27 protein-coding genes are annotated in these 25,639 nt (G+C 70.7%); 10 read left to right on the forward strand and 17 right to left on the reverse strand.

Features of this window, described 5'->3' with window-relative positions; genetic code table 11:
* Positions 1–10 precede the first annotated feature (10 nt).
* The gene (locus AC068Z_RS30810) at positions 11–889 is read left to right on the forward strand and encodes a deoxyribonuclease IV (RefSeq protein ID WP_478562842.1); all 879 of its coding nucleotides are present in this window, start codon (positions 11–13) and stop codon (positions 887–889) included.
* Here AC068Z_RS30810 and AC068Z_RS30815 read toward each other — a convergent pair whose 3' ends face one another.
* Positions 890–1,522: a sulfite oxidase-like oxidoreductase gene (locus AC068Z_RS30815; RefSeq protein ID WP_478562845.1), complete on the reverse strand. Its 633-nt coding sequence runs from the start codon at positions 1,520–1,522 to the stop codon at positions 890–892. It abuts the gene before it with no gap.
* Positions 1,523–1,710: 188 nt separating this feature from the next.
* Here AC068Z_RS30815 and bfr point away from each other — a divergent pair, with 188 nt between their 5' ends.
* Entirely contained in the window at positions 1,711–2,187 is a 477-nt protein-coding gene (gene bfr / locus AC068Z_RS30820) for a bacterioferritin (protein WP_451731078.1), read from the forward strand.
* Positions 2,188–2,195: 8 nt separating this feature from the next.
* On the opposite strand, the gene AC068Z_RS30825 is transcribed toward bfr, so the two are convergent.
* The 3 genes from AC068Z_RS30825 to AC068Z_RS30835 all read right to left on the reverse strand — a co-directional run bounded on the left by AC068Z_RS30825 (position 2,196) and on the right by AC068Z_RS30835 (position 4,868).
* Positions 2,196–2,429, reverse strand: a complete 234-nt coding sequence (locus AC068Z_RS30825) for a (2Fe-2S)-binding protein (protein WP_451731187.1) — start codon at positions 2,427–2,429, stop codon at positions 2,196–2,198.
* A gap of 144 nt (positions 2,430–2,573) precedes the next feature.
* Positions 2,574–3,926: a class II 3-deoxy-7-phosphoheptulonate synthase gene (locus AC068Z_RS30830; protein ID WP_478562850.1), complete on the reverse strand. Its 1,353-nt coding sequence runs from the start codon at positions 3,924–3,926 to the stop codon at positions 2,574–2,576.
* An 18-nt stretch (positions 3,927–3,944) separates the two neighbouring features.
* Entirely contained in the window at positions 3,945–4,868 is a 924-nt protein-coding gene (locus tag AC068Z_RS30835) for a DUF2867 domain-containing protein (protein ID WP_478562853.1), read from the reverse strand.
* Positions 4,869–4,913: 45 nt separating this feature from the next.
* On the opposite strand from AC068Z_RS30835, the gene AC068Z_RS30840 reads away from it, so the two are divergent.
* From AC068Z_RS30840 to AC068Z_RS30850, 3 genes are all read left to right on the forward strand, one after another.
* A complete protein-coding gene (locus AC068Z_RS30840) occupies positions 4,914–5,504 on the forward strand; it encodes a TetR/AcrR family transcriptional regulator (RefSeq protein ID WP_478562856.1) in 591 nt (196 codons plus the stop codon).
* 196 nt (positions 5,505–5,700) lie between these two features.
* Positions 5,701–5,757, forward strand: coding sequence for a trp operon leader peptide (locus AC068Z_RS30845; RefSeq protein WP_189697087.1), 57 nt, complete (start codon positions 5,701–5,703; stop codon positions 5,755–5,757).
* 96 nt (positions 5,758–5,853) lie between these two features.
* Complete coding sequence (locus AC068Z_RS30850; RefSeq protein WP_478562859.1) at positions 5,854–7,734, forward strand: anthranilate synthase family protein; 1,881 nt, start codon at positions 5,854–5,856, stop codon at positions 7,732–7,734.
* Here AC068Z_RS30850 and AC068Z_RS30855 read toward each other — a convergent pair.
* From AC068Z_RS30855 to AC068Z_RS30875, 5 genes are all read right to left on the reverse strand, one after another.
* Positions 7,686–8,681 (reverse strand): 2-hydroxyacid dehydrogenase, encoded by a 996-nt coding sequence (locus AC068Z_RS30855; protein ID WP_478562862.1) that lies wholly within the window; start codon positions 8,679–8,681, stop codon positions 7,686–7,688. The genes AC068Z_RS30850 and AC068Z_RS30855 overlap by 49 nt on opposite strands.
* An 81-nt stretch (positions 8,682–8,762) precedes the next feature.
* A complete protein-coding gene (locus tag AC068Z_RS30860; protein ID WP_478562865.1) occupies positions 8,763–9,791 on the reverse strand; it encodes a 6-phosphofructokinase in 1,029 nt (342 codons plus the stop codon).
* Between the two features lie 108 nt (positions 9,792–9,899).
* Positions 9,900–10,580, reverse strand: coding sequence for a response regulator (locus tag AC068Z_RS30865; protein ID WP_478562867.1), 681 nt, complete (start codon positions 10,578–10,580; stop codon positions 9,900–9,902).
* A complete protein-coding gene (macS, locus tag AC068Z_RS30870) occupies positions 10,577–11,788 on the reverse strand; it encodes a MacS family sensor histidine kinase (RefSeq protein WP_478562870.1) in 1,212 nt (403 codons plus the stop codon). The genes AC068Z_RS30865 and macS overlap by 4 nt, the downstream gene beginning before the upstream one ends.
* Positions 11,789–11,819: 31 nt before the next feature.
* Positions 11,820–12,581: a lysophospholipid acyltransferase family protein gene (locus AC068Z_RS30875; protein ID WP_478562873.1), complete on the reverse strand. Its 762-nt coding sequence runs from the start codon at positions 12,579–12,581 to the stop codon at positions 11,820–11,822.
* Positions 12,582–12,730: 149 nt separating this feature from the next.
* On the opposite strand from AC068Z_RS30875, the gene AC068Z_RS30880 reads away from it, so the two are divergent.
* The 4 genes from AC068Z_RS30880 (at position 12,731) to AC068Z_RS30895 (ending at position 15,828) form a co-directional block, all read left to right on the forward strand.
* Positions 12,731–13,510, forward strand: coding sequence for an alpha/beta hydrolase (locus AC068Z_RS30880; RefSeq protein ID WP_478562875.1), 780 nt, complete (start codon positions 12,731–12,733; stop codon positions 13,508–13,510).
* Positions 13,503–14,054: a hypothetical protein gene (locus AC068Z_RS30885; RefSeq protein WP_478562878.1), complete on the forward strand. Its 552-nt coding sequence runs from the start codon at positions 13,503–13,505 to the stop codon at positions 14,052–14,054. The genes AC068Z_RS30880 and AC068Z_RS30885 overlap by 8 nt, the downstream gene beginning before the upstream one ends.
* A gap of 156 nt (positions 14,055–14,210) precedes the next feature.
* Positions 14,211–14,807, forward strand: coding sequence for an RNA polymerase sigma factor (locus AC068Z_RS30890; protein WP_478562881.1), 597 nt, complete (start codon positions 14,211–14,213; stop codon positions 14,805–14,807).
* Positions 14,800–15,828: a CU044_5270 family protein gene (locus tag AC068Z_RS30895; protein WP_478562884.1), complete on the forward strand. Its 1,029-nt coding sequence runs from the start codon at positions 14,800–14,802 to the stop codon at positions 15,826–15,828. Before AC068Z_RS30890 ends, AC068Z_RS30895 begins: the two co-directional genes overlap by 8 nt.
* On the opposite strand, the gene AC068Z_RS30900 is transcribed toward AC068Z_RS30895, so the two are convergent.
* The 6 genes from AC068Z_RS30900 to AC068Z_RS30925 form a co-directional block, all read right to left on the reverse strand.
* Positions 15,829–16,548, reverse strand: coding sequence for an endonuclease/exonuclease/phosphatase family protein (locus AC068Z_RS30900; RefSeq protein ID WP_478562887.1), 720 nt, complete (start codon positions 16,546–16,548; stop codon positions 15,829–15,831). It lies immediately after the preceding gene.
* Between the two features lie 65 nt (positions 16,549–16,613).
* The gene (locus AC068Z_RS30905) at positions 16,614–17,567 is read right to left on the reverse strand and encodes an ROK family glucokinase (protein ID WP_478562890.1); all 954 of its coding nucleotides are present in this window, start codon (positions 17,565–17,567) and stop codon (positions 16,614–16,616) included.
* A 54-nt stretch (positions 17,568–17,621) separates the two neighbouring features.
* Positions 17,622–18,092: a DUF5304 domain-containing protein gene (locus AC068Z_RS30910; protein ID WP_478562893.1), complete on the reverse strand. Its 471-nt coding sequence runs from the start codon at positions 18,090–18,092 to the stop codon at positions 17,622–17,624.
* A 57-nt stretch (positions 18,093–18,149) separates the two neighbouring features.
* Positions 18,150–19,283 carry an ArsA family ATPase gene (locus AC068Z_RS30915; RefSeq protein ID WP_478562896.1) on the reverse strand — a complete coding sequence of 378 codons (1,134 nt, stop codon included), beginning with the start codon at positions 19,281–19,283 and terminating at the stop codon, positions 18,150–18,152.
* Between the two features lie 37 nt (positions 19,284–19,320).
* Positions 19,321–19,764, reverse strand: a complete 444-nt coding sequence (locus AC068Z_RS30920; protein WP_451731121.1) for an SRPBCC family protein — start codon at positions 19,762–19,764, stop codon at positions 19,321–19,323.
* A gap of 80 nt (positions 19,765–19,844) precedes the next feature.
* Entirely contained in the window at positions 19,845–20,660 is an 816-nt protein-coding gene (locus AC068Z_RS30925; RefSeq protein WP_478562899.1) for a metallophosphoesterase family protein, read from the reverse strand.
* Positions 20,661–20,972: 312 nt separating this feature from the next.
* On the opposite strand from AC068Z_RS30925, the gene AC068Z_RS30930 reads away from it, so the two are divergent.
* Entirely contained in the window at positions 20,973–22,769 is a 1,797-nt protein-coding gene (locus AC068Z_RS30930; protein WP_478562902.1) for an AMP-dependent synthetase/ligase, read from the forward strand.
* Between the two features lie 15 nt (positions 22,770–22,784).
* Here AC068Z_RS30930 and AC068Z_RS30935 read toward each other — a convergent pair whose 3' ends face one another.
* Both AC068Z_RS30935 and AC068Z_RS30940 read right to left on the reverse strand, forming a co-directional pair.
* Positions 22,785–24,416 (reverse strand): GMC oxidoreductase, encoded by a 1,632-nt coding sequence (locus AC068Z_RS30935; RefSeq protein WP_478562905.1) that lies wholly within the window; start codon positions 24,414–24,416, stop codon positions 22,785–22,787.
* 50 nt (positions 24,417–24,466) lie between these two features.
* Entirely contained in the window at positions 24,467–25,609 is a 1,143-nt protein-coding gene (locus tag AC068Z_RS30940; protein WP_478562908.1) for a glycosyltransferase family 4 protein, read from the reverse strand.
* Positions 25,610–25,639: the final 30 nt, after the last annotated feature.

The following is a 25,639-nucleotide window of genomic DNA, read 5'->3' on the forward strand; positions in this document are numbered from 1 at the left end:
CCACGAACCGATGACCCGGCGACCGCTCCGCAATCCCGTAGGCGGCCATGTCCCCGTGGCCGGCGGCCTGAACTCCGTCGGCCTGACCTACGCCCGTGACCTCAAGGCGGAGACCGTGCAGGTCTTCGTCGCCAACCCGCGCGGCTGGGCCACCCCGGCCGGGAACCCCCGGCAGGACGAGGCGTTCCGCGCCGCCTGCGCGGAGGAGTCGATACCGGCGTACGTCCATGCCCCGTACCTGATCAACTTCGGTTCGCACACCGAGGCGACGGTCGAGAAGTCGGTGGAGTCGCTACGGCACTCACTGCGGCGCGGACGGGCGATCGGGGCGCTGGGCGTGGTCGTGCACACGGGCAGCGCGACCGGCGGCCGGGACCGCTCGGTGGCGCTGAAGCAGGTGCGGGAGCACCTGCTGCCGCTGCTCGACGAGCTGACCCACGACGACGACCCGTTCCTGCTGCTGGAGTCCACCGCGGGGCAGGGTTTCTCGCTGTGCTCGCGCACCTGGGACTTCGGGCCGTACTTCGAGGCCCTGGACGCCCACCCGAAGCTGGGCGTGTGCCTGGACACCTGTCACATCTTCGCCGCCGGACACGATCTGACCGGGCCGAGCGGGATGCATCAGACGCTCGATCTGCTGGTGGACACGGTCGGCGAGGGCCGGCTGAAGCTGATCCACGCCAATGACTCCAAGGATGTGGTCGGCGCACACAAGGACCGCCACGCGAACATTGGCGCAGGACACATCGGCGAGGACCCGTTCCGTGCGCTGATGACCCACCCCGCCACCGAGGGCGTACCGCTGATCATCGAGACGCCCGGCGGCAAGGAGGGGCACGCGGCGGACGTGGAGCGGCTGAAGAAGCTCAGGGAGATGTCGACGCCGTAGCTACAGCTCGGGCCCGTCTCCCGGCTCCTCCTGGTAGGAGTACCGCTGCTCCTTCCACGGGTCACCGATGTTGTGGTACCCGCGCTCCTCCCAGAAGCCGCGCCGGTCCGCGGTCATGTACTCCACGCCCCGGACCCACTTGGGCCCCTTCCAGGCGTAGAGGTGGGGGACGACGAGCCGCAGCGGGAAGCCGTGCTCGGCGGTGAGCAGTTCGCCGTCCTTGTGGGTGGCGAAGATGGTGCGCGCGTCGGCGAAGTCCTCCAGGCGCAGGTTCGAGCTGAAGCCGTACTCGGCCCACACCATCACATGGGTGACGGCCGCGGCGGGCGGGGCAAGCTCCAGGATCGTCCGGGCGGGAATCCCGCCCCACTCGGCGCCGAGCATGCTGAACTTGGTGACGCAGTGCAGATCGGCCACGACGGTGGTGTACGGCAGGGCCGCGAACTCCTCGTGGTTCCAGCAGTGCTTCTCGCCGTCGGCGGTGGCGCCGAAGACCCTGAACTCCCAGCGCTCGGGGCGGAACTTGGGGACCGGCCCGTAGTGGGTGACCGGCCAGCCGCGCTGCAGACGCTGCCCCGGCGGAAGCTCCGGCTGTGCCGCTCCTCCAGATGCGCTCTCCACCGGCTGACCCATGTATCCATCCTGACAGACCTGAGGCAGTGCCCTTGACCAGCCGCCCGCCGAAGCGGTCGAAACAGCTGAAAACGAACTAAGCATGCACTTACTTACTAAGTGAAGACTTACTGGACGATCTTCGAGACCGGTGCAAGGATGCGGCGCAACCTGCCAGTTCCCCCCTTCACTTGGAAGGAGCCTCTGCGATGCAGGGCGACCCCGAGGTCATCGAGTTCCTTAACGAGCAGCTCACCGGCGAGCTGACGGCGATCAACCAGTACTGGCTGCACTACCGGATCCAGGACAACAAGGGCTGGACCAAGCTCGCCAAGTACACGCGTGAAGAGTCCATCGATGAGATGAAGCACGCGGACAAGATCACCGAGCGCATCCTGATGCTGGACGGGCTGCCCAACTACCAGCGGCTCTTCCATGTCCGGGTGGGCCAGACCGTCACCGAGATGTTCCAGGCGGACCGGCAGGTGGAGGTGGAGGCGATCGACCGCCTCAAGCGCGGGATCGAGGTGATGCGCAACAAGGGCGACATCACGTCGGCGAACCTCTTCGAGTCGATCCTCGAGGACGAGGAGCACCACATCGACTACCTGGACACCCAGCTGGAACTGATCGACAAGCTCGGCGAGGCGCTGTACCTGGCCCAGCAGATCGAGCAGCCGAGCTAGGGCCTCGACTAGGCGGCGTCCGCCAGGTCGGTGAGCACCGGCTTGCCCTGGTCGGCCAGCTCACGGCGGGGGCACGCGCCCCGGCCCAGGATCGCCTGGATACGGCGTACGCACGAACCGCAGTCCGTGCCCGCCTTGCAGGCCGACGCTATCTGGCGGGGGGTGCAGGCACCGTCCTCCGCGTGCTTCTTGACCTGCTGCTCGGTGATGCCGAAGCAACTGCAGACGTACACGCGGTTCACCTCCCGGTGGGATCGATGTGCCATCCCCTTGATCGGTGAGGCTAACCTAACCTTACCCGGCTCACAGGAGCCATAAAAGTGCTGTGGGGTGCGGATCGAATGTGATCCGCACCCCACACTGCTCTGCTGTAACAGCCGAACCGGCTACTGGTCCCTGTACATCTCCGCGACCAGGAAGGCCAGGTCAAGCGACTGGCTGCGGTTCAGGCGGGGGTCGCAGGCCGTCTCGTAGCGCTGGTGCAGGTCGTCGACGAAGATCTCGTCGCCGCCGCCCACGCACTCGGTGACGTCGTCACCGGTGAGCTCGACATGGATGCCGCCCGGGTGGGTGCCGAGGCCCTTGTGGACCTCGAAGAAGCCCTTGACCTCGTCGAGCACGTCGTCGAAGCGGCGGGTCTTGTGGCCGGAGGCCGCCTCGAAGGTGTTGCCGTGCATCGGGTCGGTCACCCAGGCCACGGTGGCACCGGAGGCGGTGACCTTCTCGATCAGCTCCGGGAGCTTGTCCCGGACCTTGTCGGCGCCCATGCGGACGATGAAGGTCAGCCGGCCGGGCTCGCGGTCCGGGTCCAGGCGCTCGATGTACTGCAGCGCCTCCTCGGCCGTCGTCGTCGGGCCGAGCTTGATGCCGATCGGGTTGCGGATCTTCGAGGCGAACTCGATGTGCGCGTGGTCCAGCTGCCGGGTGCGCTCACCGATCCACACCATGTGCGCGGAGACGTCGTACAGCTGTCCGGTGCGCGAGTCGACGCGGGTCAGCGCCGACTCGTAGTCCAGCAGCAGCGCCTCGTGCGAGGAGTAGAACTCGACCGTCTTGAACTCCTCCGGGTCGGCCCCGCAGGCGTGCATGAAGTTGAGCGCCTGGTCGATCTCGCGGGCGAGCTGCTCGTAGCGCTGGCCGGACGGGGACGACTTCACGAAGTCCTGGTTCCAGGCGTGCACCTGGCGCAGGTCGGCGTAGCCGCCGGTGGTGAAGGCGCGCACCAGGTTGAGCGTGGAGGCGGAGGCGTTGTACATCCGCTTCAGACGCTCGGGGTCCGGGACGCGGGCGGCCTCGTTGAAGTCGAAGCCGTTGACCGAGTCGCCGCGGTACGTCGGCAGGGTCACGCCGTCGCGGGTCTCGGTGCCCTTGGAGCGCGGCTTGGAGTACTGGCCGGCGATCCGGCCGACCTTCACGACCGGGACAGAGGCGGCGTACGTCAGCACGGCGCCCATCTGGAGCAGGGTCTTGAGCTTGTTGCGGATCTGGTCGGCGGACACCGCGTCGAAGGCCTCGGCGCAGTCGCCACCCTGGAGGAGGAACGCCTCTCCCTTGGCGACGGCCGCCATCCGGGCGCGCAGCTGGTCGCACTCGCCCGCGAAGACGAGCGGCGGATACGACTCGAGGTCCGCGATCACTGCGCGCAGAGCCTCGGTGTCGGGGTACTCGGGCTGCTGCGCCGCGGGCAGGTTTCGCCAGGTGTTGCCAGCGCTCGCGCTGGTCTTAGCGTTCACGGTCACGACGTCAACATTACGGGGTCATGTCCGGAGCCCTGCCGCCCGCTCACCCATTGAGACAGGATGTCCGTTCCGTGCCCGCACTCCGGCCGGAGCCACGGCGAGGGCCAGCCGGCGGTGTTCGCGGCGCAGCGCGCGCCGGGCCATGAAGGGGTGGAACGGCCGTGCGAGGCCCCAGTAGAGCCGTGCGGGCAGGGTGTCGGCGCGGACGGCGGTGTTGAGGGTGACCTCGCGGGCGCCGACGTGGATCGAGGCGCGGGCGGTCAGGCCGCCGGCCAGGACTTTCTGCAGCAGTTCGGCCTCGGAGCGGGTCAGCTCCGGGAAGCCGAGGACACCGGCCCAGGCCCCCGGGTCGCGGGGCATGCCGGGGAGCAGTTCGATCGCGTACGTGTCCGTGTACGCGGGCTGCTCGAGGGCGGTACGGATCAGCCGGGCGCCCTCGGGTGCGGCGGCCGCCTTCGCCCGCGGCCAGATCAGGCGGTTGCACAGCCGCACGTACGGCGACCAGCGCACCGGCCGGGCGACGGAGCCGGTGGCCGCCCGCTCGGCGTTGTCGAAGAGCTCCTCCACGATCACGTTGTGGAGCACCTTCACGGCCAGCACCCAGGCCAGCAGGTCGGCGCCCCGCATGTCCTGCTCAAGGACGTGCCGGATCCGGCAGCGGGCGTCGCCGAGGGGTTCGACGGAGATCTCGTGGAAGCCGTTGTCCGGCGGGCTGAAGTCGAAGCGGACGCGTCGGCCCGGCTCGTAGGCCGAGACGCCGTAGCGGACCGGGCCGTGACCGCCGGTCGCCCCTACGGCGAGTGGGCGGTCGAAGAGCATCGGCTCCCAGGCCGGTGCCGGGAAGAGTGGGTCGTCGGCGGCGGAGAGCCGGTCCAGCAGGGGGCCGACGGCGGTCGCCGGGGCCTCGATCACGCGCTCGTGGATGTTGCGTATCGCAGTCATCGCGCACCTCCATACGCTGGCGTATGTTCCACCGTACGGTACCGTATGGTCATGGTGCAACGTCCTCGGAAGACCACCGGCAAGCCCCGGCTCAGCGCGAGCGACTGGGCCGACGCGGCGCTCGCCGCGATGAGCGAGGGCGGACTCGCCGCCGTCGCCGTGGAGCCCCTCGCCGTCCGCCTCGGCACCACCAAGGGCAGCTTCTACTGGCACTTCGCCAACCGGGACGCCCTGATCGAGGCCGCGCTCGAACGCTGGGCCGAGACCGAGACGGAGGCGATCATCACCGCGCTGGAGGCCGAGCCCGACCCGGAGCGGCGGCTGCGGCTGCTGTTCGGCGAGGCGATCCGGTCGAGCGTCGAGGACCCGCTGGAGGTCTCGCTGCTGGCCACCGCCGACGACCCGCGGGTGCGGGCGGCGCTCGAACGCGTCACCGAGCGCCGCGTCGCCTACGTCGCGCAGCAGTTCGAGGAGGCCGGCTTCCCCGTCCCGGAGGCACGACGCCGCGGCCTGCTCGCCTACACGGTCTACCTGGGCCACGCCCAACTCGCCCACGCCGTCCCGGCCACCCTCCCGGACGACGAGGAACTGACCCACTATCTCGACCGCGCCCTGGATCTGCTGCTCATGCGCTAGCGCCTGTCCGGCGGATCAGGCCGGCTGGAGCAAGCGGCGCTCGAAGGCGCAGGTGAGCGGGGTCTGGCGGGTCCAGCTGCAAGGCGGAGGAGGGCGGCGACGCGGAGCGTCGGCAACCGACGACAACGCCGCAGATGGGCGCGTCAGACCCCGCGACGCTGGCATGATCCGCCGGACAGGCGCTAGGGTTCGGGGCATGTTCGCGCACTCGATCCAGAACTGGTGGTGGACCGCTTCTCCGGCGGCCCGCTGACTGCGCGTACTCAAGACTTCGCGAAGGCCGCCCGAGGGGCGGCCTTCGGTGTTTTCCGGCGGCGCGCTCCTCTCCCCCTGAGAAGGAGCACGGACCATGAACCTGCTCGGCTTGCTGGACGATCCCCGCCCGTTCGCCCTGCTGCGCCGCCGCACTCCGGGACACGACGAGAACACCGTGGAGGTGTTCCTCGGCCCGGTCGGCGACCACGACCGTCTCGCCGACCTCCCCGACGAGGGGCTCGCGCTCGTCCCCTTCCGCCAGATCCGCGAGCGCGGCTTCGACGTCCGCGACGACGGCACCCCGCTGACGGTGCTGGTCCCCGAGGAGCGCTACGACATCCCGCTCGCGCAGGCGCTGGAGCAGCTCCCCGCTCACGAGGTCCGGGTACGGGGCGGCGGCTTCGACGTCGGGGACGAGGAGTACGCCGAGATCGTCGGCCGTGTGCTGCGGGAGGAGATCGGGCGCGGCGAGGGCGCGAACTTCGTGATCCGGCGGACGTACGAGGGCGAGATCCCGGGATTCTCCCGCGCGGACGCCCTCGCCCTGTTCCGGCGGCTGCTGAAGGGTGAGCGGGGTGCCTACTGGACCTTCGTCGTGCACACCGGGGAGCGGACCCTCGTCGGCGCGAGCCCCGAGGTGCACGTGCGGATGTCCGGCGGCACGGTCGTCATGAACCCGATCAGCGGGACGTACCGCTATCCCGCCGAGGGCCCCACCCCCGAGCATCTGCTCGGCTTCCTCGCCGACGGCAAGGAGATCGAGGAGCTGTCGATGGTCGTCGACGAGGAGCTCAAGATGATGTGCACGGTCGGGGACATGGGCGGGGTCGTCGTGGGGCCCCGGCTCAAGGAGATGGCCCATCTCGCGCACACCGAGTACGAGTTGCGCGGCAAGTCCTCGCTGGACGCGCGGGAGGTGCTGCGGGAGACCATGTTCGCGGCCACCGTGACCGGGTCGCCCGTGCAGAACGCCTGCCGGGTCATTGAGCGGCACGAGGTCGGTGGGCGCGGCTACTACGCGGGCGCCCTGGCGCTGCTCGGCCGGGACTCCGGCGGGGCGCAGACCCTGGACTCCCCCATCCTCATCCGCACCGCCGACATCTCCGCCGGCGGCCACCTGCGCGTGCCGGTCGGCGCGACCCTGGTCCGTGGCTCGGACCCGGCGAGCGAGGTCGAGGAGACCCACGCGAAGGCGGCGGGCGTGCTGGCGGCGCTGGGGGTCCGTGCGGGGCGGGCACGCGCCGAAGCCGTACGGCCGCGGCTGTCCGACGATCCACGCGTGCGTGCCGCTCTCGACGGGCGCCGGGCCTCCCTCGCCCCCTTCTGGCTGCGGATGCAGGAACGGGCCGAGGACCTCTCCGGGCACGCGCTCGTCGTCGACGCCGAGGACACCTTCACCGCGATGCTCGCGCACGTGTTGCGGGCCGGCGGCCTGGACGTCACCGTCCGGCGCTACGACGAGCCCGGCCTGCGCCAGGCGGTCCTCGCCCATGCGGGCCCGCTCGTCCTCGGCCCCGGCCCGGGGGACCCGTCCGACACCGAGGACCCCAAGATGCGCTTTCTGCGCGGCCTCACCGCCGAGGTGATCCGCGAGAACCGGCACGGCGTGCTCGGCGTCTGTCTGGGCCATGAGCTGATCGCGGCCGAGCTGGGCCTGGAGATCGTCCGGAAGGAGGTGCCGTTCCAGGGCGCCCAGACGACGGTCGACCTGTTCGGGCGGGCGGAGACCGTCGGCTTCTACAACAGCTTCGTGGCCCGCTGCGACGACGAGGCGGCCGGGGAACTGGCCGCGCACGGCGTCGAGATCAGCCGCAGCACGGCGTACGAGGTCCACGCGCTGCGCGGTCCGGGCTTCGCCGGGGTCCAGTTCCACCCCGAGTCCGTGCTGACGCTGAACGGCGCCGCGATCGTCCGGGACCTGGTCGGTCAGCTCCGCGGCACCAGCACGTTCTCCGAGCGGCGGCCGGCCGTGTAGTCGAGGACGTTCCGCACCGTGGCGTCGACGATCTGGCCGACGGCGTCCACGGTGTAGTACGCCTGGTGGGAGGTGACCAGGACGTTGGGGAAGGTGACCAGGCGGGCCAGGGTGTCGTCCTCGATCGCCTCCAGGGACCTGTCGAAAAAGAACAGGCCCGCCTCCGCCTCGTACACGTCGAGCCCCACGCCCAGGAAGCGGCCGGCGCGCAGTTCGGTGACGAGGGCCGCGGTGTCGATCAGGCCGCCGCGGCTGGAGTTCACCAGGATCGCGTCGTCCCGCATCGCCCGCAGGGCGGCGGCGTCGATCAGCCGCTGGGTCTCGGGCATCAACGGGACGTGCAGGCTGACCAGGTCGGACTCGGCGAGGAGCTGTTCCTTGGGGACGTACTTCATGCCGAGTTCCAGGCAGCCGGGGTTCTCGGCGATGTCCCAGCCGAGCAGCCGCATGCCGAAGCCGTGGGCGATCCGCGCGAAGGCCTCACCGATCTTCCCGGTGCCGAGGACGCCCGCGGTACGGCCGTACATGTCGCGGCCCATCAGTCCGTCGAGCCGGAAGTCGAAGTCCCGGGTGCGGATGGAGGCGCGCACGACACGGCGGTTGACGGCCATGGCGAGGGTCCAGGCGAACTCGGCGACGGAGTACGGCGAGTAGTACGAGACCCGGGCGACCGTCATGCCGAGCCGCTCCGCCACGTCGAGGTCGATGTTGTTGAAGCCGGTGGAGCGCTGGGCGACCATCCGCGTGCCGCCGGCGGCGAGGATCCGCAGGACGCGCGCGCCGAGGTCGGCGTTGACGCTGGTGGAGACGATCTCGTAGCCGGCCGCGATGGGAGCGGTGTCCTCGTTGAGGAAGACGTCGAGGCAGCGGACCTCGTGGTGGCCCTGGAAGGCCTGCTCGATCAGGGGTTTCTCGTCCGCTTGCACGCCGAAAGCCAGGATCTCCACGAGGAGGCTCCCCTTCTGGTGGGTTATGGGCCGAATATACGGCCCATAACCCGGGCGTGCCGGTCGGGTATCAGCCGGGTATCAGCCGAAGAAGACCCCGACTTCCTCGTACAGTTTCGGGTCCACGGTCTTCAGCTTCGCCGTCGCCTCCCCGATCGGGACGCGGACGATGTCCGTGCCGCGCAGGGCGACCATCTTGCCGAAGTCGCCGTCGCGGACGGCCTCGATGGCGTGCAGCCCGAACCGGGTGGCGAGCCAGCGGTCGAACGCGCTGGGAGTGCCGCCGCGCTGGACATGGCCGAGAACGGTCGTCCGCGCCTCCTTGCCGGTGCGCCGCTCGATCTCCTTGGCCAGCCACTCGCCGACGCCCGAGAGCCGGACGTGCCCGAAGGAGTCCAGCGACTCGTCCTTGAGGACCATGTCGCCGTCCTTGGGCATCGCGCCCTCGGCGACGACCACGATGGGCGCGTACGACGCCTTGAAGCGGGAGGTCACCCACCCGCACACCTTGTCGACGTCGAAGCGCTGCTCGGGGATGAGGATGACGTTGGCGCCGCCCGCGAGCCCGGAGTGGATGGCGATCCATCCGGCGTGACGGCCCATCACCTCGACGACGAGAACGCGCATGTGGGACTCGGCGGTGGTGTGCAGCCGGTCGATGGCCTCGGTCGCGATGCCGACGGCGGTGTCGAAGCCGAAGGTGTAGTCGGTGGCGGACAGGTCGTTGTCGATGGTCTTGGGGACGCCGACGCAGGGCACGCCATACTCGTCCGACAGCCGCGCGGCCACCCCGAGGGTGTCCTCGCCGCCGATCGTGATGAGCGCGTCGACCTCCTGCTTGGCGAGGTTCTCCTTGATCCGGCGGATGCCGTCCTCGTGCTTGAGGGGGTTGGTGCGCGAGGAGCCGAGGATAGTGCCGCCGCGGGGCAGGATGCCGCGCACGGCGGGGATGTCGAGGCGCACGGTGTCCCCGTCGAGCGGACCGCGCCAGCCGTCCCGGAAGCCGGTGAACTCGTAGCCGTACTCCTGTACGCCCTTGCGGACGACGGCCCGGATGACGGCGTTGAGCCCGGGGCAGTCGCCGCCTCCGGTCAGTACTCCGACCCGCATGGAAATGTCCCTTCGCCGCGGTTGCCTGGTGAGGCCACGCTAATAGTGATCCAGGTCACTCAGGGATGGGTCGGAGCCGCAATTCCGGTGAAACGTCAGGCGGTTGGTTTACGCGTCGTCAAGTCCGCGCTCGATGGCGTACCGAACGAGTTCCACGCGATTGTGCAGCTGGAGCTTGCCGAGGGTGTTCTGGACGTGGTTCTGCACGGTCCGGTGGGAGATGACGAGACGCTCGGCTATCTGCTTGTAGCTCAGGCCCTTGGCTACCAGCCGCAGCACCTCGGTCTCCCGCTCGGTGAGCTGCGGGGCGCCCGGCTGGTCGGTGTCCCGGCCGGTGGGCGCGGGCTCGGAGGCGAGGCGGCGGTACTCGCCGAGGACGAGCCCGGCGAGGCCCGGGGTGAACACCGGGTCGCCGACGGCGGTACGGCGGACCGCGTCCAGGAGTTCCTCCGTGGAGGCGGACTTCAGCAGGTAGCCGGTGGCGCCGGACTTCACGGCCTCCAGCACGTCGGCGTGCTCGCCGCTGGCCGACAGGACGAGGACGCGCAGGGCCGGGTTGTGGCCGACGAGTTCCTTGCAGACCTGGACGCCGGGCTTGGCGGGCAGGTTCAGGTCGAGGACGAGGACGTCGGGGGCGGCGGCCTTGGCGCGGCGCACGGCCTGCTCGCCGTCGCCCGCCGTGGCGACCACCTCGAACCCGGACTCGGCGAGGTCCCGGGCGACGGCGTCGCGCCACATGGGGTGGTCGTCGACCACCATGACCTTGATCGTGCCGGCCTGCTCGCTCATCGCGTCCCCCGGGACATCTGCTTCGGTACCTTCAGTTCCACTTCCGTGCCCTGTCCGGGCACGGAGATCAGCTCCGCGCTGCCCCCGATGTCGCGCAGCCGGCCCCGGATCGACAGGGCGACCCCGAGCCGCCCCTCGCCCTCGGCCTGCGCGAGCCGTCCCTCGGGGATGCCGGGTCCGTCGTCCCGGACGGTGACGATGACCGCGTCGGGCTCGTCCTCCACCAGGATCCACGCGCGTGCCTGCTCGCCCGCGTGCCTGCGCACATTGTCCAAGGCGGCCCCGACGGCCGCCGCCAGCTCCCGCGCGGAGGCCCGGGGCAGCACCACGGGCGCCCCCGGCTCGGCGAGGCTGACCCGGGAACCGGCGTAGGAAGCGAGCAGCGAGCGCAGGTCCAGCGGCCCGTCCTGGTCCGCCTCCTCCTCCACGGCCCGGACGAGGGCGCCCTCCGCCGCGTCCTCCGACACTCGCGACACGGGGGTGAGGCCGCCGGAGACCAGCGTGCGCAGCGCCACCTCCTGCTCGCCCGCCAGCCGGCCCAGTTCGGCCGCCTCGCCGCCGATGACGGCACCGCGCCGCTGCACCATGGCCAGCACCTGGAGCACGCTGTCGTGGATGTCCCGGGCCAGCCGCTCGCGTTCCCTGGTCGCGGCCTCGATCTCCAGGGCGCGGGCGAGGGTGCGCTCGGAGGCCCGGGCGACCTCGACGACGTAGCCGATGGCGATGGAGGCGACCCAGACGAGGATCACCGCGTGGACGGTGTCCCGGGTCGGGGAGCCGCGGTGCACCAGGTTGCCGACGGCGACCAGGGTGGAGGCGAAGGCCGCCCAGCGCCAGCCGCCCTTGATGGCGAAGGCCAGCACCGAGCCGGCCGTCCATATCGAGGGCAGCGTGGGACTGCCCGCCTCGATGTGCGCCGCCGAGTCGGCGAACCGGGTGAGCAGGATGCCGACCAGCGCTATGGTCAGGTCGGCGGCGAGGAAAGGCTTGGTGCAGGCCGCCGCGTTCGCGACCTTCGGGAGGGTCGCGAACGTCCACACGGTCAGTACGGCGAAGTAGCCGATGGCGACCCAGGGGCGGGCGAACTCGTCGTACGCGCTGACGAACAGGCCGATCGCGTACAGCAGGGTGAGGATCCGGTACCCCCGCAGCGCACGCCACAGCGGCTGCTCGACCGACATCCTCAGGACTCTCTCGCGCTTGGCCAACTCCCCCACCCCCCGAACCGGAATGCCGCGTCTAGGACTCGGACTTCTCCTTGTCCGCCTGATCCTGGTCGGCCTTGGCGAGGGCGGCCTTGGCCGCCTTCTCCGCTTCCTTCTCGGCCTTCGCCGCGTCCGCGATCTGGCGCTTGGCGGCGGTGGCGTAGATGTCGACGTACTCCTGGCCGGAGAGCTGCATGATCTCGTACATGACCTCGTCGGTCACCGCGCGCAGGACGAAGCGGTCGTGCTCCATGCCCTGGTACCGGCTGAAGTCCAGCGGCTTGCCGATCCGGATGCCCGGACGCATCAGCTTGGGCATTACCTTGCCCGGCGGCTGGATCTTCTCGGTGTCGATCATGGCGACGGGGATGACCGGCGCCCCGGTGGCGAGCGCCACGCGCGCGAGGCCGCCGGGCTTGCCCCGGTAGAGCCGGCCGTCGGGCGAGCGCGTGCCCTCCGGGTAGATCCCGAACAGCTCACCGCGCTCCAGGACGTCTATGCCGCTCTTGATGGCGGCCTCGCCCGCGCCGCGCGCACCGGAGCGGTCCACGGGGAGCTGGCCGACGCCCTTGAAGAACGCGGCCGTCAGCCGGCCCTTGAGGCCCGGGGTCGTGAAGTACTCCGCCTTCGCGATGAACGTGACCTTCCGGTCCAGGACCGCAGGCAGGAAGAACGAGTCCGAGAAGGAGAGGTGGTTGCTCGCCAGGATCGCGGGGCCCTCGGTGGGGATGTTCTCCAGGCCTTCCACCCAGGGCCTGAAGGCGAGCTTCAGCGGCCCCCCGATGGATACCTTCATCGCGCCGTACAACAACCGAGTGCCTCCTGTGTCTGTCGATCAGACCTTAACCCGGAGCGCCGTCAAAGAGTCCGACGACCCTGGTCGGTGTCAGTGCGGTCGCGTACGGTGAAGTACCTGCAACCGACCTCATGAACAGGAGACCGAAGGTGCCGGTCCTTCCTGGAGCCGAGCCGTACCGCCATGAGGGCGGGGAGATCTCCGTACTCCTCTGCCACGGCTTCACCGGTTCCCCGCAGTCGCTGCGCCCCTGGGCGGAGTATCTCGCCGAGCGCGGTCTGACCGTCTCGCTGCCGCTGCTGCCCGGGCACGGCACCCGCTGGGAGGACCTCCAGCTCACCGCCTGGCAGGACTGGTACGCGGAGGTGGACCGCGAGCTGCGCGCACTGCGGGAGCGCTCCACCCACCTGTTCGTGGCCGGTCTGTCCATGGGCGGCGCCCTGGCGCTCCGGCTGGCGGCGAAGCACGGCGCGGCGGTCGACGGCGTGGTCGTGGTGAACCCCGCCAACAAGGTGCACGGCTTGGCCGCGCACGCCCTGCCGGTGGCCCGGCACCTCGTCCGTACGACCGCGGGCATCACCAGCGACATCGCGAAGGAGGGCGTCGAGGAGCTGGGCTACACCCGGGTGCCCCTGCACGCGGCGCACTCGCTGCGGAACTTCTTCCGGCAGGTCGACGGAGAGCTTCCGCAGGTCACCCAGCCCCTGCTGCTCCTGCACAGCCTCCAGGACCATGTGGTGCCGCCGGCCGACTCGGCGCGCGTGCTCAGCCGCGTCTCGTCGGTCGACGTGCGGGAGATCGTGCTGGAACAGAGCTACCACGTGGCGACGTTGGACCATGACGCGGACCGGATCTTCCAGGAGAGCCACGCTTTCATGAGTCGGCTCGCATCCGGTCTCGGCAAGGAAGGGACGGCCGTAGGTGGCTGAGCACGACTCCGACCGCGAGGATCGCGAGCCGGACGACCAGGGCGCCCGTTTCGACGAGGACGCCGCCTGGGCGGCCATCGTCGCCGGGTACGGCGCCGAGCCGGAGGACCCGCCGGGCGCCAAGCCGTTCAAGTCCGTGGAGGACCTGGCGCTGCTGGAGGCCGAGACCAACGACGACGAGCCGGAGGAGAAGCAGCCGGCCAAGCCGCTGGGCGGCTCGGTCACCTTCGCGCCCGGCGTCGGCCCGCGCGACTACACCGCGCCGGAGCCGACGGAGGACGACTTCGACGAGGACGACGAGGGTCACTTCGTCCCGCCGGAGCCGCCGCCGCTGCCCGCGGCCGACACCACCGCGAAGTTCGCCTGGCTGGCGGTCGTGGGCGGTCCGATACTGCTGCTGCTGGCGGTCGTGCTGAGCTGGGACATGACCTGGTGGCTGACGACGCTGGGCATCGGCGGCTTCCTCGGCGGCTTCGCCACGCTGGTGATGCGGATGCGCACGGACGACGAGGACGACGACCCGGGGCGCGGCGCGGTCGTCTGATCACATGTGACCGAGGGCCCGCCCGGACAGGTTCCGGGCGGGCCCTTCCGCGTGCGCGCGAAAACGGAACTCGATCCGGCCGGCCGGCGAAGGACAGGTGAACAACCCGAACAAGCCCAAGCCTTCGAGGCGTTCAGACGAACGAGAGGAGCCCCGATGACCGTCGAGGATCGCGAGGAGAGCGATGCCCGCGTGATCGCACGGTCCCGGGACGAGCCCGAGCGGTTCGCCGCGCTCTACGACCGGTACGCCGACGCCGTGCACCGTTACGCGGCCCGGCGGCTCGGTCCCGAGGCGGCGGAGGATCTGACGGCGGAGACCTTCATCACCGCCTTCCAGCGGCGCCACACCTACGACCCGGGGCGGGACGACGCCCGCCCCTGGCTGTTCGGCATCGCGACCAACCTCGTGGGCCGGCACCGCCGGGCCGAGGCGCGCCGGTTCAAGGCGTTCGCGCGACTGCCGGAACCGGTCGAGCACGACGAACCGGTCGCGGAGAGGGCGGTGAACAGGGCCGGTGCCACGGGGGTGCGCCGGGAACTGGCGGCCGCGCTGGCCGGGCTCTCCGCCCGGCACCGCGACGTCGTGCTGCTGGTGGCCTGGGCCGGCCTCGACTACGAGGAGGCGGCCCAGGCCCTCGGGGTGCCCGTCGGAACGGTCAGATCCCGGCTGCACCGGGCTCGCAGCAGATTGCGCGAAGCACTGGGCGGATCCGATCCGACAGCTTTCCGAGAGGCAGACGCCCATGCGTGACATCGACGAAGCGCGCGAACTGCGCGCACTGCGGGACTTCGACGCGGGGGTCCCCCCGCTCGACGACGAGACCCGTCGACGGGTGCGGGTACGCCTGTTCGCCGCGATGAACGGCCCGGCCCCGGTCGTACGGCCGCGCCGCGCCCAGCGCCCCGCCCTGCGCATCGCCCTGACCGGCACGCTCGCGGCCGTGATCGCCGCCGGCACCCTGGTCGCCGTACGGGACGACGACGGTGCGGGCACGGACCGTACGGCCCAGCCGCCCGCCACCAGCGCACCCGCCATGCGCAACGTCAGCGCGCGGACCGTGCTGAACGGAGCCGCCGCCTACGAGCGCGAGCACGAGCGGGCGGTGACCCCGCGGGACGACCAGTTCCTCTACACCAAGGAGATCATCAAGGAGACCGAGCAGAAGACCGGGACCACGAAGAGCTACGTCGACGAGAACTGGCGCTCGGTGGACGGCACGAAGGCGTCCTGGATCATGGAGATCGGCAGGGGCTGGTGGTCGCAGCCGCTCGGGGAGGGCGAGAGCATGTGGCCGCCCCAGGACTGGGGCACGCTCGAGAAGCTGCCGACCGATCCCGAACAGCTGATCCTCACGATCGGGCGGGACGTCGGCATGAGCGGGGAGGGCGGCTCGCTGGACGACCTCACCGACCAGGAGTGGTCGCACATCCACTTCAGCCTCGCCGGACTGCTGAAACTGGTGCCGGTGATGCCAAAGGGGCTGCGCCCGGCGGCGTACGAAGCGCTGGGGATGGTGCCCGGGGTGAAGGCCGTCCCGAACCAGCAGGACGCCAAGGGGCGCACGGGCGTGGCCGTCACGTACGACGACCCGACGCTTCCGGAAGGGGCGTCGGGATTCGGCGGCTACTTCATCTTCGACCCGAGGACGTACGAGTTCCTCGGCTTCCGTGACACGCGCACCTCGGGCGACGGCGCGGCCATGAAGACGTACACCCAGCTCTCGTACCTCGACAGCTGGGCGGTGGTCGACAGGGCGAAGCAGCGGCCGTAGCTAGGACGCGGGGATTCTGAGGGTGGCCAGGACCGGGAGATGGTCCGTGGCCGCCCTCAGGTCGTGCTCGGTGACGCCGGGCCGGTCCAGCGGGACTCCGCAGCTCACGACCTCGATGCCCTTGGTGGCGAAGATCGCGTCGATACGGCTGTGGGGCTCGGACCGCGTCCAGGTGTGCTCGCCGCCGTCGGGGGCGGTGGCCCAGCAGTCCTGGAGCGTGTCGGACAGCAGGGCGAAGGTGCGTCCGGCGGGGCCTTCGTTGAGGTCACCGCCCGCCACGGCGTGCTCCACGCCCATCCCGGCGAGGCGGTCCAGGAGCATGCCGCCCTGCTCGTACCGCTCCTCCTTCTGGAGGCTGAGATGGCAGCTCAGGACGCCCACGCGGGCGGGACCGAAGCGCACGACCGCCGTCGCGAAGCCGCGGCGATGCAGGCCGGGGGTGAGGGGGAGCAGGACGTCCTCGGTGCGCTCGACGGTGGCGCGGAGGCCGCACAGGACGGCGGGGCCCGCGGCGGTGGCTCCGCCGCTGAGGATCACGAGATCCGACGCCCTGGCCAGGCGGGCCAGTTTCTTGCGCCAGCGGAAGAAGCGGGGCGCTTCCTGGACGAGGACGAGGTCGGGAGCGCAGGCGCGGATGACGCGGGCGAGTGCCGCCGTGTCGTCGCGCATCGAGCGGATGTTGTAGCTCAGGACTCGGACGAGGGCTGAACCGTCGGACATGCCGATCAATGTACGCCCAACAAGGCGGGGCGCGAGGGCTGTACGCCTCGCGCCCCGTCCAGGAGTTACATGATCGGGTCGGGTTCCCGCGCCAGGTCCGCCGCGCCCACCAGGCCCGCCTTGTTGCCCAGCTGGGCGGCGATCACGTCGGCGACCGGGCGCCAGTTGCCGCCCACCAGCCAGCGCTTGTAGGACTTGCGGATCGGGTCGAGGACCAGCTCGCCCTCGTCCGACAGACCGCCGCCGACGATGAAGGCGGACGGGTCGAAGAGCGAGGCGAGGTCGGCGAGACCCGCGCCGGCCCAGCGGGCCAGCTCGCGGTAGGAGTCGACGGCGACCAGGTCGCCCTGCCGGGCGGCCATGGAGATGTGCTTGCCCTCGATGCCGTCCGGGGTGCCGTCGCCGAGGCCGAGCAGGACCTCGGCGTTCTCCGGGGTGGCGTTGGCCCGCTGCTTGGCGTACCGCACGAGCGCCCGCCCCGACGCGTACTGCTCCCAGCAGCCCTGCGAGCCGCAGCCGCAGAGCAGGCCGTCCGGGACCATGCGGATGTGGCCGAACTCGGCGGCGACGCCGAAGTGACCGCGGCGCAGCTTGTTGCCGATGATGATGCCGCCGCCGAGGCCGGTGCCGAGCGTGATGCAGATGACGTTGCGGTGGCCCTTGCCGGCGCCGAACTTGTACTCGCCCCAGGCCGCGGCGTTGGCGTCGTTCTCCACGACGACCGGGAGACCCACGCGGCCCTCGACCGCCTCCTTCAGCGGCTCCTGGCGCCAGTCGATGTTCGGCGCGAAGTAGACCGTCGAGCGCTGGCGGTTGACGTAACCGGCGGCACCGATGCCCACGCCGACGATCTCGTGTCCGGCGCGCGCCCCTTCCACGGCGGAGGCGATGGCGTCCACGATGCCCTCGGGCGTACCCGGGGTCGGCACCTTGTGGGTCGAGAGGATGTTGCCTTCCTCGTCGACCACGCCGGCCGCGATCTTCGTGCCGCCGATGTCGACGCCGATGGTGAGTCCCATGAATCCCTCAGTTTCGGTCGAGCCCCGCTACGGCCAACCGTACCCGAGGGGGCTTTAATCCAAGTCGATGCGTTCCCCCGGACCGGCACCCTCGTCCCCGTCGGGGTCCCGGGGGGCGGTCCAGCGGCGCTCCTGGGCCTGCACGGCCGAGCGGTAGGCGGCGAGGAGTTCGTTCCCGGCCGCCGCGAGGTGGTCGAAGACGTCCGGGTTGCGCTCGATGACGGGCTCGACGGCGGCCTTGGCCTGCTCCACGACCTGCTTGACCACCTGCTGGGCGGCGGGTCCGGCGACCGCGCCGAGCAGCGGGGAGTTGAGCGAGGACAGCTTGTCGCTGACGGCGTCGACGAGTTTGCGCAGTTCCTCGGCGGCCGAGCCGGGCGGCGGGCCGTACTCGGCCCGGCGGCGGGCCTGCTCCGCGGCGAGATCCTCGGCGCACGCCGTCGCCCACGCGTCGGCGTCACTCGCCCGCACCTCGTCGAGCGCCTCCTGCCCGTCGTCTCCGGACGGCTGGAGCTCTTCGCTCATGACGGACTCCTGACTACGTTTCGTCCTTACGACGTTACCCGAACGGGCGTACCGGCTTCACCGGGTCCCGGGCCACAGCTTGGGGTCGGGGGCGAACCGGACGCGCAGCTCGCCCTCGCGCAGCGCGGCGCCGTCGACGGTACACCGGCGCAGGGCGGACGGCAGCGGGACGATACGGCGGAACGGCCCGGCGGTGAGGACGAGTTCGTCACCGCGCCGGACCAGGTCGAGATCGTCGCGTATGGCGCCGGGCAGCGGGATGTGCCACACCAGCACCCCGTCGTCGGCGAGGCTGTCGGTGACGGGCCACTCGACCGTGGAGGCGGTGGGGTTGACGGGGACGTCCAGGGCCTCCAGGTCGTCGGCCCCGCGCGGGTCGTGTCCGAGGTGCGGGACGACCTGGACGTCGTACGACTCCCGCCACTCCTCCAGGGTCTTGCGCTGCTGGGCGACGACGCCGGCGGGCCAGTCCTCCGGTACGGCGCGGTTGGCGATCAGGACGTCGGGGCGCAGTCCGCGCAGGGCGAGGGCGAGGGTCGCGGCCCGTACGGCGTCGGCGCCGGCCGGGCCGGGCTCGGCGACGAGCCGGACGGCGGTGCGCTTGTCGGCGACGACGGCTTCGACGGCGGCCAGCTCGACGTCCCAGCGGGCGGCGGTCTCGTACAGCCACTCGGCGGGCATCGGGACCCCGGCCAGCCGCCCGAGCATGGGCCGCAGTGCCCGGGCGGCCTGCCGCTCCGGGGGCAGCAGCCGGCGCAGGTACCGGCGCAGTTCCTCGGGCAGGGCGAGCAGGGCGAGGGCGTGCGGGGTGGCCGGGAGATCGACGACGAGAAGGTCGTGCCGCTCGGAGAGGGCGGTGTCGCGCAGGGCCCGGAGCAGGGTCAGCTCCTCGGCGCCCGGAAGAGGGGTGACCTCCTCGGGGTCCAGCCGGGAGGCACCGAGGAGATCGAGGGCGGCGGTGGCGCGTTCCTGGAAGGCGGCGAGATCGTCCCGGAATCCGGCGGCGGCGTCGGGACAGCGGACGGTGAGATTCGGTTCGGCCTGCGTCCCGAGCACCGCGCCGACGGTGTCGGCCGGGTCACCGCTGAGCAGAAGGGTCCGGCTGCCCGCACGGGCGGCACGCAGCGCGGTGGCGGCGGCGACGGTCGTACGACCGCCACCGCCAGGGCCGGTGATCAGGATGGTGCGCATGAGGGTGAACGGTAACGGACACCCGGCTGCCCACCGGTTACTTGGATCCTGCCTCGACCCGCTTCTTCAGCCCGGCCAGCGCCCGGTCGATGATGACCTTCTCGGCCTTCCGCTTGATCATCCCGAGCATCGGGATCTTGACGTCGACCGTCAGCACGTACGTGACCTCGGTCGACCCCGCTCCGGCCGGCTTGAGGATGTACGACCCGTCCAGCGACCGCAGCATCTGGGACTTCACCAGGGTCCAGGACACCTCGTGCTCCCCGGTCCAGGTGTACGCCAGCACCTGGTCGTCCTTGATCGCACCCGCGTCCATCACGAGCCGCACCTGCTCGGCCCGCCCCTGGGGATCCGACTGAAGGACCTCCGCCTGCTTCACCTCGCCGGTCCAGTCCGGGTAGCGGGCGAAGTCGGCGATCACCTCCATGACGTCGGCCGGTGCCGCCTCGATCGTGATGCTCGAGCTGGTGTGTTCCGCCATCGCCGTGGCTCCTCCAGATGCGGTCCGGTAGGTCTTTCTCATGCGCACGTGCTCATGCGCACGTGTGTGCAGCGTGAAGGCTACCGCGCACCCGACCCGCCGAACTCCAGCGCCCACGGCTTCCCGCTCCCGGCGAAGTGCCCCACGTTCACGCACTCCGTGGAGCCGATCCGCATCCGGCGCACCAGCGGCTGATGGACATGGCCGAAGAGCGAGTACCGCGGCTTGGTGCGCCGGATCGCGGCGAGCAGCGCCTCGCTGCCCCGCTCGAAGCGGCGCGCGACCGTGTCGTAGACGAGTTCCGGCACCTCCGGGGGGATGTGGGTGCAGAGCACGTCCACCTCGCCGACCGCCTCGATCTTCGCCGCGTATTCCTCGTCGCTGATCTCGTACGGCGTGCGCATGGGCGTGCGCAGGCCGCCGCCGACGAAGCCGAAGGTCCAGCCGCCGATCTCCACCCGCTCCCCGTCGAGCACGGTGGTGCCCGGTCCCGCGTACTCGGGCCACAAAGGCGGCATGTCGACATTGCCGTACGTCGCGTACGTCGGCGTGGGAAACACCGCGAACATCTCGGCGTACTGCTTGCGTACCGCCTTCTCGATCACCGCGCCGCGGTCCGCGCCGATCCCGGCCCACAGCCGGGCGCCGAACTCGCGGGCCTCGTCGTAGCGGCGGGCGGTGCGCAGTTCGACGATGCGGTCGGCGTTCTCCGCGCCGAAGAGGTCCGGGAAGATGCCGCGGGAGTGGTCGGCGTAGTCGAGGAAGAGGACCAGGTCACCCAGGCAGATCAGGGCGTCCGCGCCGTCACCGGCGCCGGCCAGGTCCCGGACGTTGCCGTGTACGTCGCTGACCACGTGAACGCGTGTCCTGCTGCCGCCGGCTGGTGTGGATGCCATGGCGATCAAGCGTAAGCGTGTGCGGCATGCGTGAACAGTGGCGGCCGGACCTGCGGTTACTGGCTAGTCGTCAAACGCGTCGACTACTGTGCGCGCAGAACCACCCATTCATGCAGTACCGATCTGTGTGACGCAGCGAACATCTCGCCGGGCCCCCCTGTCGAAGAAGCCATACCGGCGGGTAACGTCCGGGCAGTCCAGTCGTGCTCAGGATTTCAACCACCGAGGTTCCTGAGTACCTGCCCGAGCCTTGGACCGGACCGTCGCATCACACAACGTCGTGGCGCCGGCGCCCTATGAGGAGCAGCAGTCTTGCGCGAGTTCAGCCTTCCGGCCATGTACGAGGTCCCTGCGGACGGCAATCTGACCGACATCGTCCGCAGAAACGCCGCGCAGCATCCCGACGTCGCCGTCATCGCCCGCAAGGTCGGCGGGGCGTGGCAGGACGTGACGGCCACCGCCTTCCTCGCCGAGGTGCGCGCGGCCGCGAAGGGGCTCATCGCGGCCGGAGTGCAGCCGGGCGACCGGATCGCCCTGATGTCGCGCACCCGCTACGAGTGGACCCTGCTGGACTTCGCGATCTGGTCCGCGGGCGCGGTCACCGTGCCGGTGTACGAGACCAGCTCCCCCGAGCAGGTGCAGTGGATCCTCGGCGACTCGGGCGCGACCGCGGTGCTGACCGAGCTGGACAACCACACGGCCGCCGTGGAGTCGGTGCGCGACCGGCTGCCCGCCCTCAAGCACGTCTGGCAGATCGAGGCCGGCGGTATCGAGGAGCTGGGCCGGCTCGGCCAGGACATCAGCGACAAGACGGTCGACGAGCGCAGCTCGCTGGCGAAGGCCGACGACGCGGCGACGATCGTCTACACCTCCGGCACGACCGGCCGCCCCAAGGGCTGTGTGCTCACCCACCGCAACTTCTTCGCCGAGTGCGGCAACATCGTCGAGCGGCTGCGCCCGCTGTTCCGTACCGGCGAGTGCTCGGTGCTGCTGTTCCTGCCGCTCGCGCACGTCTTCGGTCGTCTGGTGCAGATCGCCCCGATGATCGCGCCGATCAAACTGGGCTGTCTGCCCGACATCAAGAACCTCACCGACGAGCTGGCCGAGTTCCGGCCGACGCTGATCCTCGGTGTGCCGCGCGTCTTCGAGAAGGTCTACAACTCGGCGCGCGCCAAGGCGCAGGCGGACGGCAAGGGCAAGATCTTCGACAAGGCGGCGGACACGGCCATCGCCTACAGCAAGGCCCTGGACACCCCGTCCGGCCCGTCGGTGGGCCTGCGGATCAAGCACAAGGTCTTCGACAAGCTCGTCTTCGGCAAGCTGCGCGCGGTCCTCGGCGGCCGGGGCGAGTTCGCCATCTCCGGCGGCGCCCCGCTCGGCGAGCGCCTCGGTCACTTCTTCCGCGGCATCGGCTTCACGGTCCTGGAGGGCTACGGCCTGACCGAGACCTGCGCGGCCACCGCCTTCAACCCCTGGGACCGGCAGAAGATCGGCACGGTCGGCCAGCCGCTGCCCGGCTCGGTGGTGCGCATCGCCGACGACGGCGAGGTGCTGCTGCACGGCGAGCACATCTTCAAGGAGTACTGGAACAACCCGGGCGCAACCGAGGAGGCGCTGGCCGACGGCTGGTTCCACTCCGGTGACATCGGCACCCTCGACGAGGACGGCTACCTGAGGATCACCGGCCGCAAGAAGGAGATCATCGTCACCGCGGGCGGCAAGAACGTCGCCCCGGCCGTGATCGAGGACCGGATCCGGGCGCACGCGCTGGTCGCGGAGTGCATGGTGGTGGGCGACGGGCGGCCGTTCGTGGGCGCGCTGGTCACCATCGACGAGGAGTTCCTGGGTCGCTGGGCCGCCGAGCACGGCAAGCCCGCGGGTGCCACCGCGGCGTCGCTGCACGAGGACGCGGACCTGATGGCGGCCATCCAGTCGGCGATCGACGACGGCAACGCCGCGGTGTCCAAGGCGGAATCGGTGCGGAAGTTCCGCATTCTGTCCTCCCAGTTCACGGAGGAGTCGGGCCACCTGACGCCCTCGCTGAAGCTCAAGCGGAACGTGGTGGCGAAGGACTTCGCGCAGGAGATCGAGGCGATCTACGCGAAGTAGTCACGCCGTACGACGCTATGGCGCGGTGTCCTCCACGAGGACCCGCGCCATCGTGCGTTCGGCGAGCGCGGTGATCGTGACGAACGGGTTCACGCCGAGCGACCCGGGCACGAGCGAGCCGTCGGTGACGTACAGCTTCGAATACCCCTTCACCCGACCGTAGTTGTCGGTCGCCCGGCCGAGCACGCAGCCGCCCAGCGGGTGGTACGTGAAGTTGTCGGCGAAGGCCCGGCTGGGCGAGCCGAACAGGTCGTACCGGTAGATCGTGGCGTTGGCCCGGTTGATCCGGTCGAACAGCTTCTTGGCCATGGCGGACGAGACCGCGCTCTGTGCCGCCGTCCAGTTCAGCGCCAGCGAGCCGCCCGAGAGGGAGAACGACGCCCGTTCCTGGTTCTTGGTGATCGCCAGATAGAGGCTCACCCAGTTCTCCAGGCCGGTCGGCAGCGGGGCGATCTCGGCGAACACCGGGTTGGCGGTGTTCGCCCAGTCGTCGATGCCCATCACCGGCATCGTGGACTGGTTCACCCCGACCGTGTCCCACAGGTGGTTGGCCCGCCCGAGCATCACGTTGCCGTTGGTGCCCCAGCCGGTGCCGACGCTCGCGTCGAGCGCGGGCAGCGCGCCCGTCTCCCGCGCCCGCAGCAGCAGTTCGGTGGTGCCGAGGCTGCCGCCGCCGAGGAAGAGGTACGTGCAGTTGTACTCCTTGGTCCCGACGACCGCGCCGGTCTCGTCGATCCGCTGGGTGGTGAGCAGGTACGTCCCGTCCCCGGCCCGCCTGATCGAGGCCACCCGCTCCAGGGTGTGGATCGTGACGTTCCCGGTGCCGAGCGCGGCGGCCAGGTACGACTTGTCCAGGCTGCGTTTGCCCTGGTTGTTGCCGTACATCACCTCACCGGCGAGCGCCGACCTGGGCGCGGTGCCGGCCGCCTCGCGCTGCATGTGGCCGAAGTCGTAGACGTTCGGCACGAAGGTGGTCCGCAGTCCGGCGTTGGCGGCGTGCTTGCGGGAGATCCGGGTGTAGCGGTACCACTCGGTGGACTCGAACCAGGCCGGGTCGATGCTGTTGACCCCGAGCATGGAGCGGGCCCGGGGGTAGTAGGTGGCGTACATCTCGTTGGCGTCGACGGAGGGGAACTGCTCCTCGAAGTACGACTTGAGCGGGGTGACGGCCATGCCCCCGTTGACCAGGGAGCCGCCGCCGACGCCGCGGCCCACGAACACCGAGATGTTCGCGAAGTGCACGCGGTCCAGGACGCCGGGGTAGGGGCTGATGTCCTTGTTGACGACGTCCAGCCACAGGAAGGTGGCCAGCGGGGCCTCGGTGCGGGTGCGGAACCACATGGAGCGCTGGTCCGGGGCGGTGGTGGAGCAGAAGACCTTTCCGTCGGGGCCGGCCGTGTTCCACAGCCGGCCCATCTCGATCACGATCGTACGGATCCCCGCCTGGCCGAGGCGCAGGGCGGCGACGGAACTGCCGTACCCCGAACCGACGACGATGGCGGGGGCGTTGTCCACGGCGGCGGGTTCTGCGGCCGACGCCGACTGGAGACCGATGCGGGTGAGACCGGACGCGGCGGCGGTCTGCAGGGCCACCATGCCCAGGATGTGACGTCTCGTCAGCTGACGCTGCATCAGTTTTGCTGTCATGTCCGGAGAATGGGCGGATTATTGGCTTCCGCCTAGACCACGAGCATGCTTTACAGCAGCGTTTTCAACTTCTCCGCCAGCAGGTCCCAGCGCCACTTCTCCTCGACCCACTCCCGGCCCCGCTCCCCCATCCGGCGGCGCAGCTCGGGGTCGCCCAGGAGGGCGGTGATCCGGTCGGCCGCCTGCTCCGGCGAACCGCCCCGCACCACCCAGCCGGTCTCGCCGTCCAGGACCGCGTCGGGCGCGCCGCCCGAGTCGCCCGCGACGACCGGCAGACCCGTCGCCGAGGCCTCCAGGTAGACGATGCCGAGGCCCTCCACGTCCAGGCCGCGCCGCCGGGTGCGGCAGGGCATGGCGAAGACGTCGCCGGCGCCGTAGTGGGCGGGCAGCTCGGACCAGGGGACCGCGCCGGTGAAGTGCACCGAGTCGGCCACCCGGGTCTCGTGGGCCAGGCGCCGCAGCTCCTTCTCGTACGGCCCGCCGCCGACGATCAGCAGGACCGCGTCCGGCTCCTTCGCCAGGATCCGGGGCATGGCGAGGATCAGCGTGTCCTGGCCCTTGCGCGGGACCAGCCGGGAGACGCAGACGACCACCGGGCGGTCGGTCAGGCCGAGCCGGGCCCGCACCTCGGGGCCGCCGGAGCCGGGGTGGAAGGTCTTCTCGTCGACGCCCGGCGGCAGCTGAACCATCCGGGAGGCGGCCTCGGCCGACAGCGCGGTCGCGATCCGCGAGCGCGTGTACTCGCCGAGATAGGTGATCGTGTCCGTCGACTCCCCGATCCGGCGCAGCAGCTGCCGGGAGGCGGGCAGCTGGGCCCAGCCGGCCTCGTGCCCGTGGGTCGTGGCGACCAGCCGCTCGGCACCGGCCGCGCGCAGTGCGGGAGCCATGAGCCCGAGCGGGGCCGCCGCCCCGAACCACACCGAAGTACAGCCGTGCTCGCGCAGCAGTCCGACCGCCCGCCGGGTCGCCCCCGGCGTGGGCAGCAGCATCGTCGTGGAGTCGCGGACCACGGTGAAGGGCTGCTCGGCGTCGAAGGCCGCCGTGGCCTCGATGCCCTCCCGGCTCCGCTTCCAGGTGGAGGCGTAGACGACCAGCCGCTCCGGATCCAGCCGTAGCGCCATGTTGTGCAGGAAGGCCTGGATGCCGCCGGGGCGGGGCGGGAAGTCGTTGGTCACGATGAGCGTCTTGTGCATCGCGGCCGACCTTATCGGAGCACCGCCCAC

This window comes from Streptomyces sp. NPDC043726, assembly GCF_056436565.1.

What these genes read in the sequence shown, in the direction of transcription:
- AC068Z_RS30810 (WP_478562842.1), top strand. Translation starts at nt 11, where the DNA reads ATGACCCGGCGACCGCTCCGCAATCCCGTAGGCGGCCATGTCCCCGTG.
- AC068Z_RS30815 (WP_478562845.1), bottom strand. Translation starts at nt 1,522, where the DNA reads ATGGGTCAGCCGGTGGAGAGCGCATCTGGAGGAGCGGCACAGCCGGAG.
- bfr (WP_451731078.1), top strand. Translation starts at nt 1,711, where the DNA reads ATGCAGGGCGACCCCGAGGTCATCGAGTTCCTTAACGAGCAGCTCACC.
- AC068Z_RS30835 (WP_478562853.1), bottom strand. Translation starts at nt 4,868, where the DNA reads ATGACTGCGATACGCAACATCCACGAGCGCGTGATCGAGGCCCCGGCG.
- AC068Z_RS30840 (WP_478562856.1), top strand. Translation starts at nt 4,914, where the DNA reads ATGGTCATGGTGCAACGTCCTCGGAAGACCACCGGCAAGCCCCGGCTC.
- AC068Z_RS30850 (WP_478562859.1), top strand. Translation starts at nt 5,854, where the DNA reads ATGAACCTGCTCGGCTTGCTGGACGATCCCCGCCCGTTCGCCCTGCTG.
- AC068Z_RS30860 (WP_478562865.1), bottom strand. Translation starts at nt 9,791, where the DNA reads ATGCGGGTCGGAGTACTGACCGGAGGCGGCGACTGCCCCGGGCTCAAC.
- AC068Z_RS30865 (WP_478562867.1), bottom strand. Translation starts at nt 10,580, where the DNA reads ATGAGCGAGCAGGCCGGCACGATCAAGGTCATGGTGGTCGACGACCAC.
- AC068Z_RS30875 (WP_478562873.1), bottom strand. Translation starts at nt 12,581, where the DNA reads ATGAAGGTATCCATCGGGGGGCCGCTGAAGCTCGCCTTCAGGCCCTGG.
- AC068Z_RS30890 (WP_478562881.1), top strand. Translation starts at nt 14,211, where the DNA reads ATGACCGTCGAGGATCGCGAGGAGAGCGATGCCCGCGTGATCGCACGG.
- AC068Z_RS30895 (WP_478562884.1), top strand. Translation starts at nt 14,800, where the DNA reads ATGCGTGACATCGACGAAGCGCGCGAACTGCGCGCACTGCGGGACTTC.
- AC068Z_RS30900 (WP_478562887.1), bottom strand. Translation starts at nt 16,548, where the DNA reads ATGTCCGACGGTTCAGCCCTCGTCCGAGTCCTGAGCTACAACATCCGC.
- AC068Z_RS30905 (WP_478562890.1), bottom strand. Translation starts at nt 17,567, where the DNA reads ATGGGACTCACCATCGGCGTCGACATCGGCGGCACGAAGATCGCGGCC.
- AC068Z_RS30910 (WP_478562893.1), bottom strand. Translation starts at nt 18,092, where the DNA reads ATGAGCGAAGAGCTCCAGCCGTCCGGAGACGACGGGCAGGAGGCGCTC.
- AC068Z_RS30915 (WP_478562896.1), bottom strand. Translation starts at nt 19,283, where the DNA reads ATGCGCACCATCCTGATCACCGGCCCTGGCGGTGGCGGTCGTACGACC.
- AC068Z_RS30920 (WP_451731121.1), bottom strand. Translation starts at nt 19,764, where the DNA reads ATGGCGGAACACACCAGCTCGAGCATCACGATCGAGGCGGCACCGGCC.
- AC068Z_RS30925 (WP_478562899.1), bottom strand. Translation starts at nt 20,660, where the DNA reads ATGGCATCCACACCAGCCGGCGGCAGCAGGACACGCGTTCACGTGGTC.
- AC068Z_RS30935 (WP_478562905.1), bottom strand. Translation starts at nt 24,416, where the DNA reads ATGACAGCAAAACTGATGCAGCGTCAGCTGACGAGACGTCACATCCTG.
- AC068Z_RS30940 (WP_478562908.1), bottom strand. Translation starts at nt 25,609, where the DNA reads ATGCACAAGACGCTCATCGTGACCAACGACTTCCCGCCCCGCCCCGGC.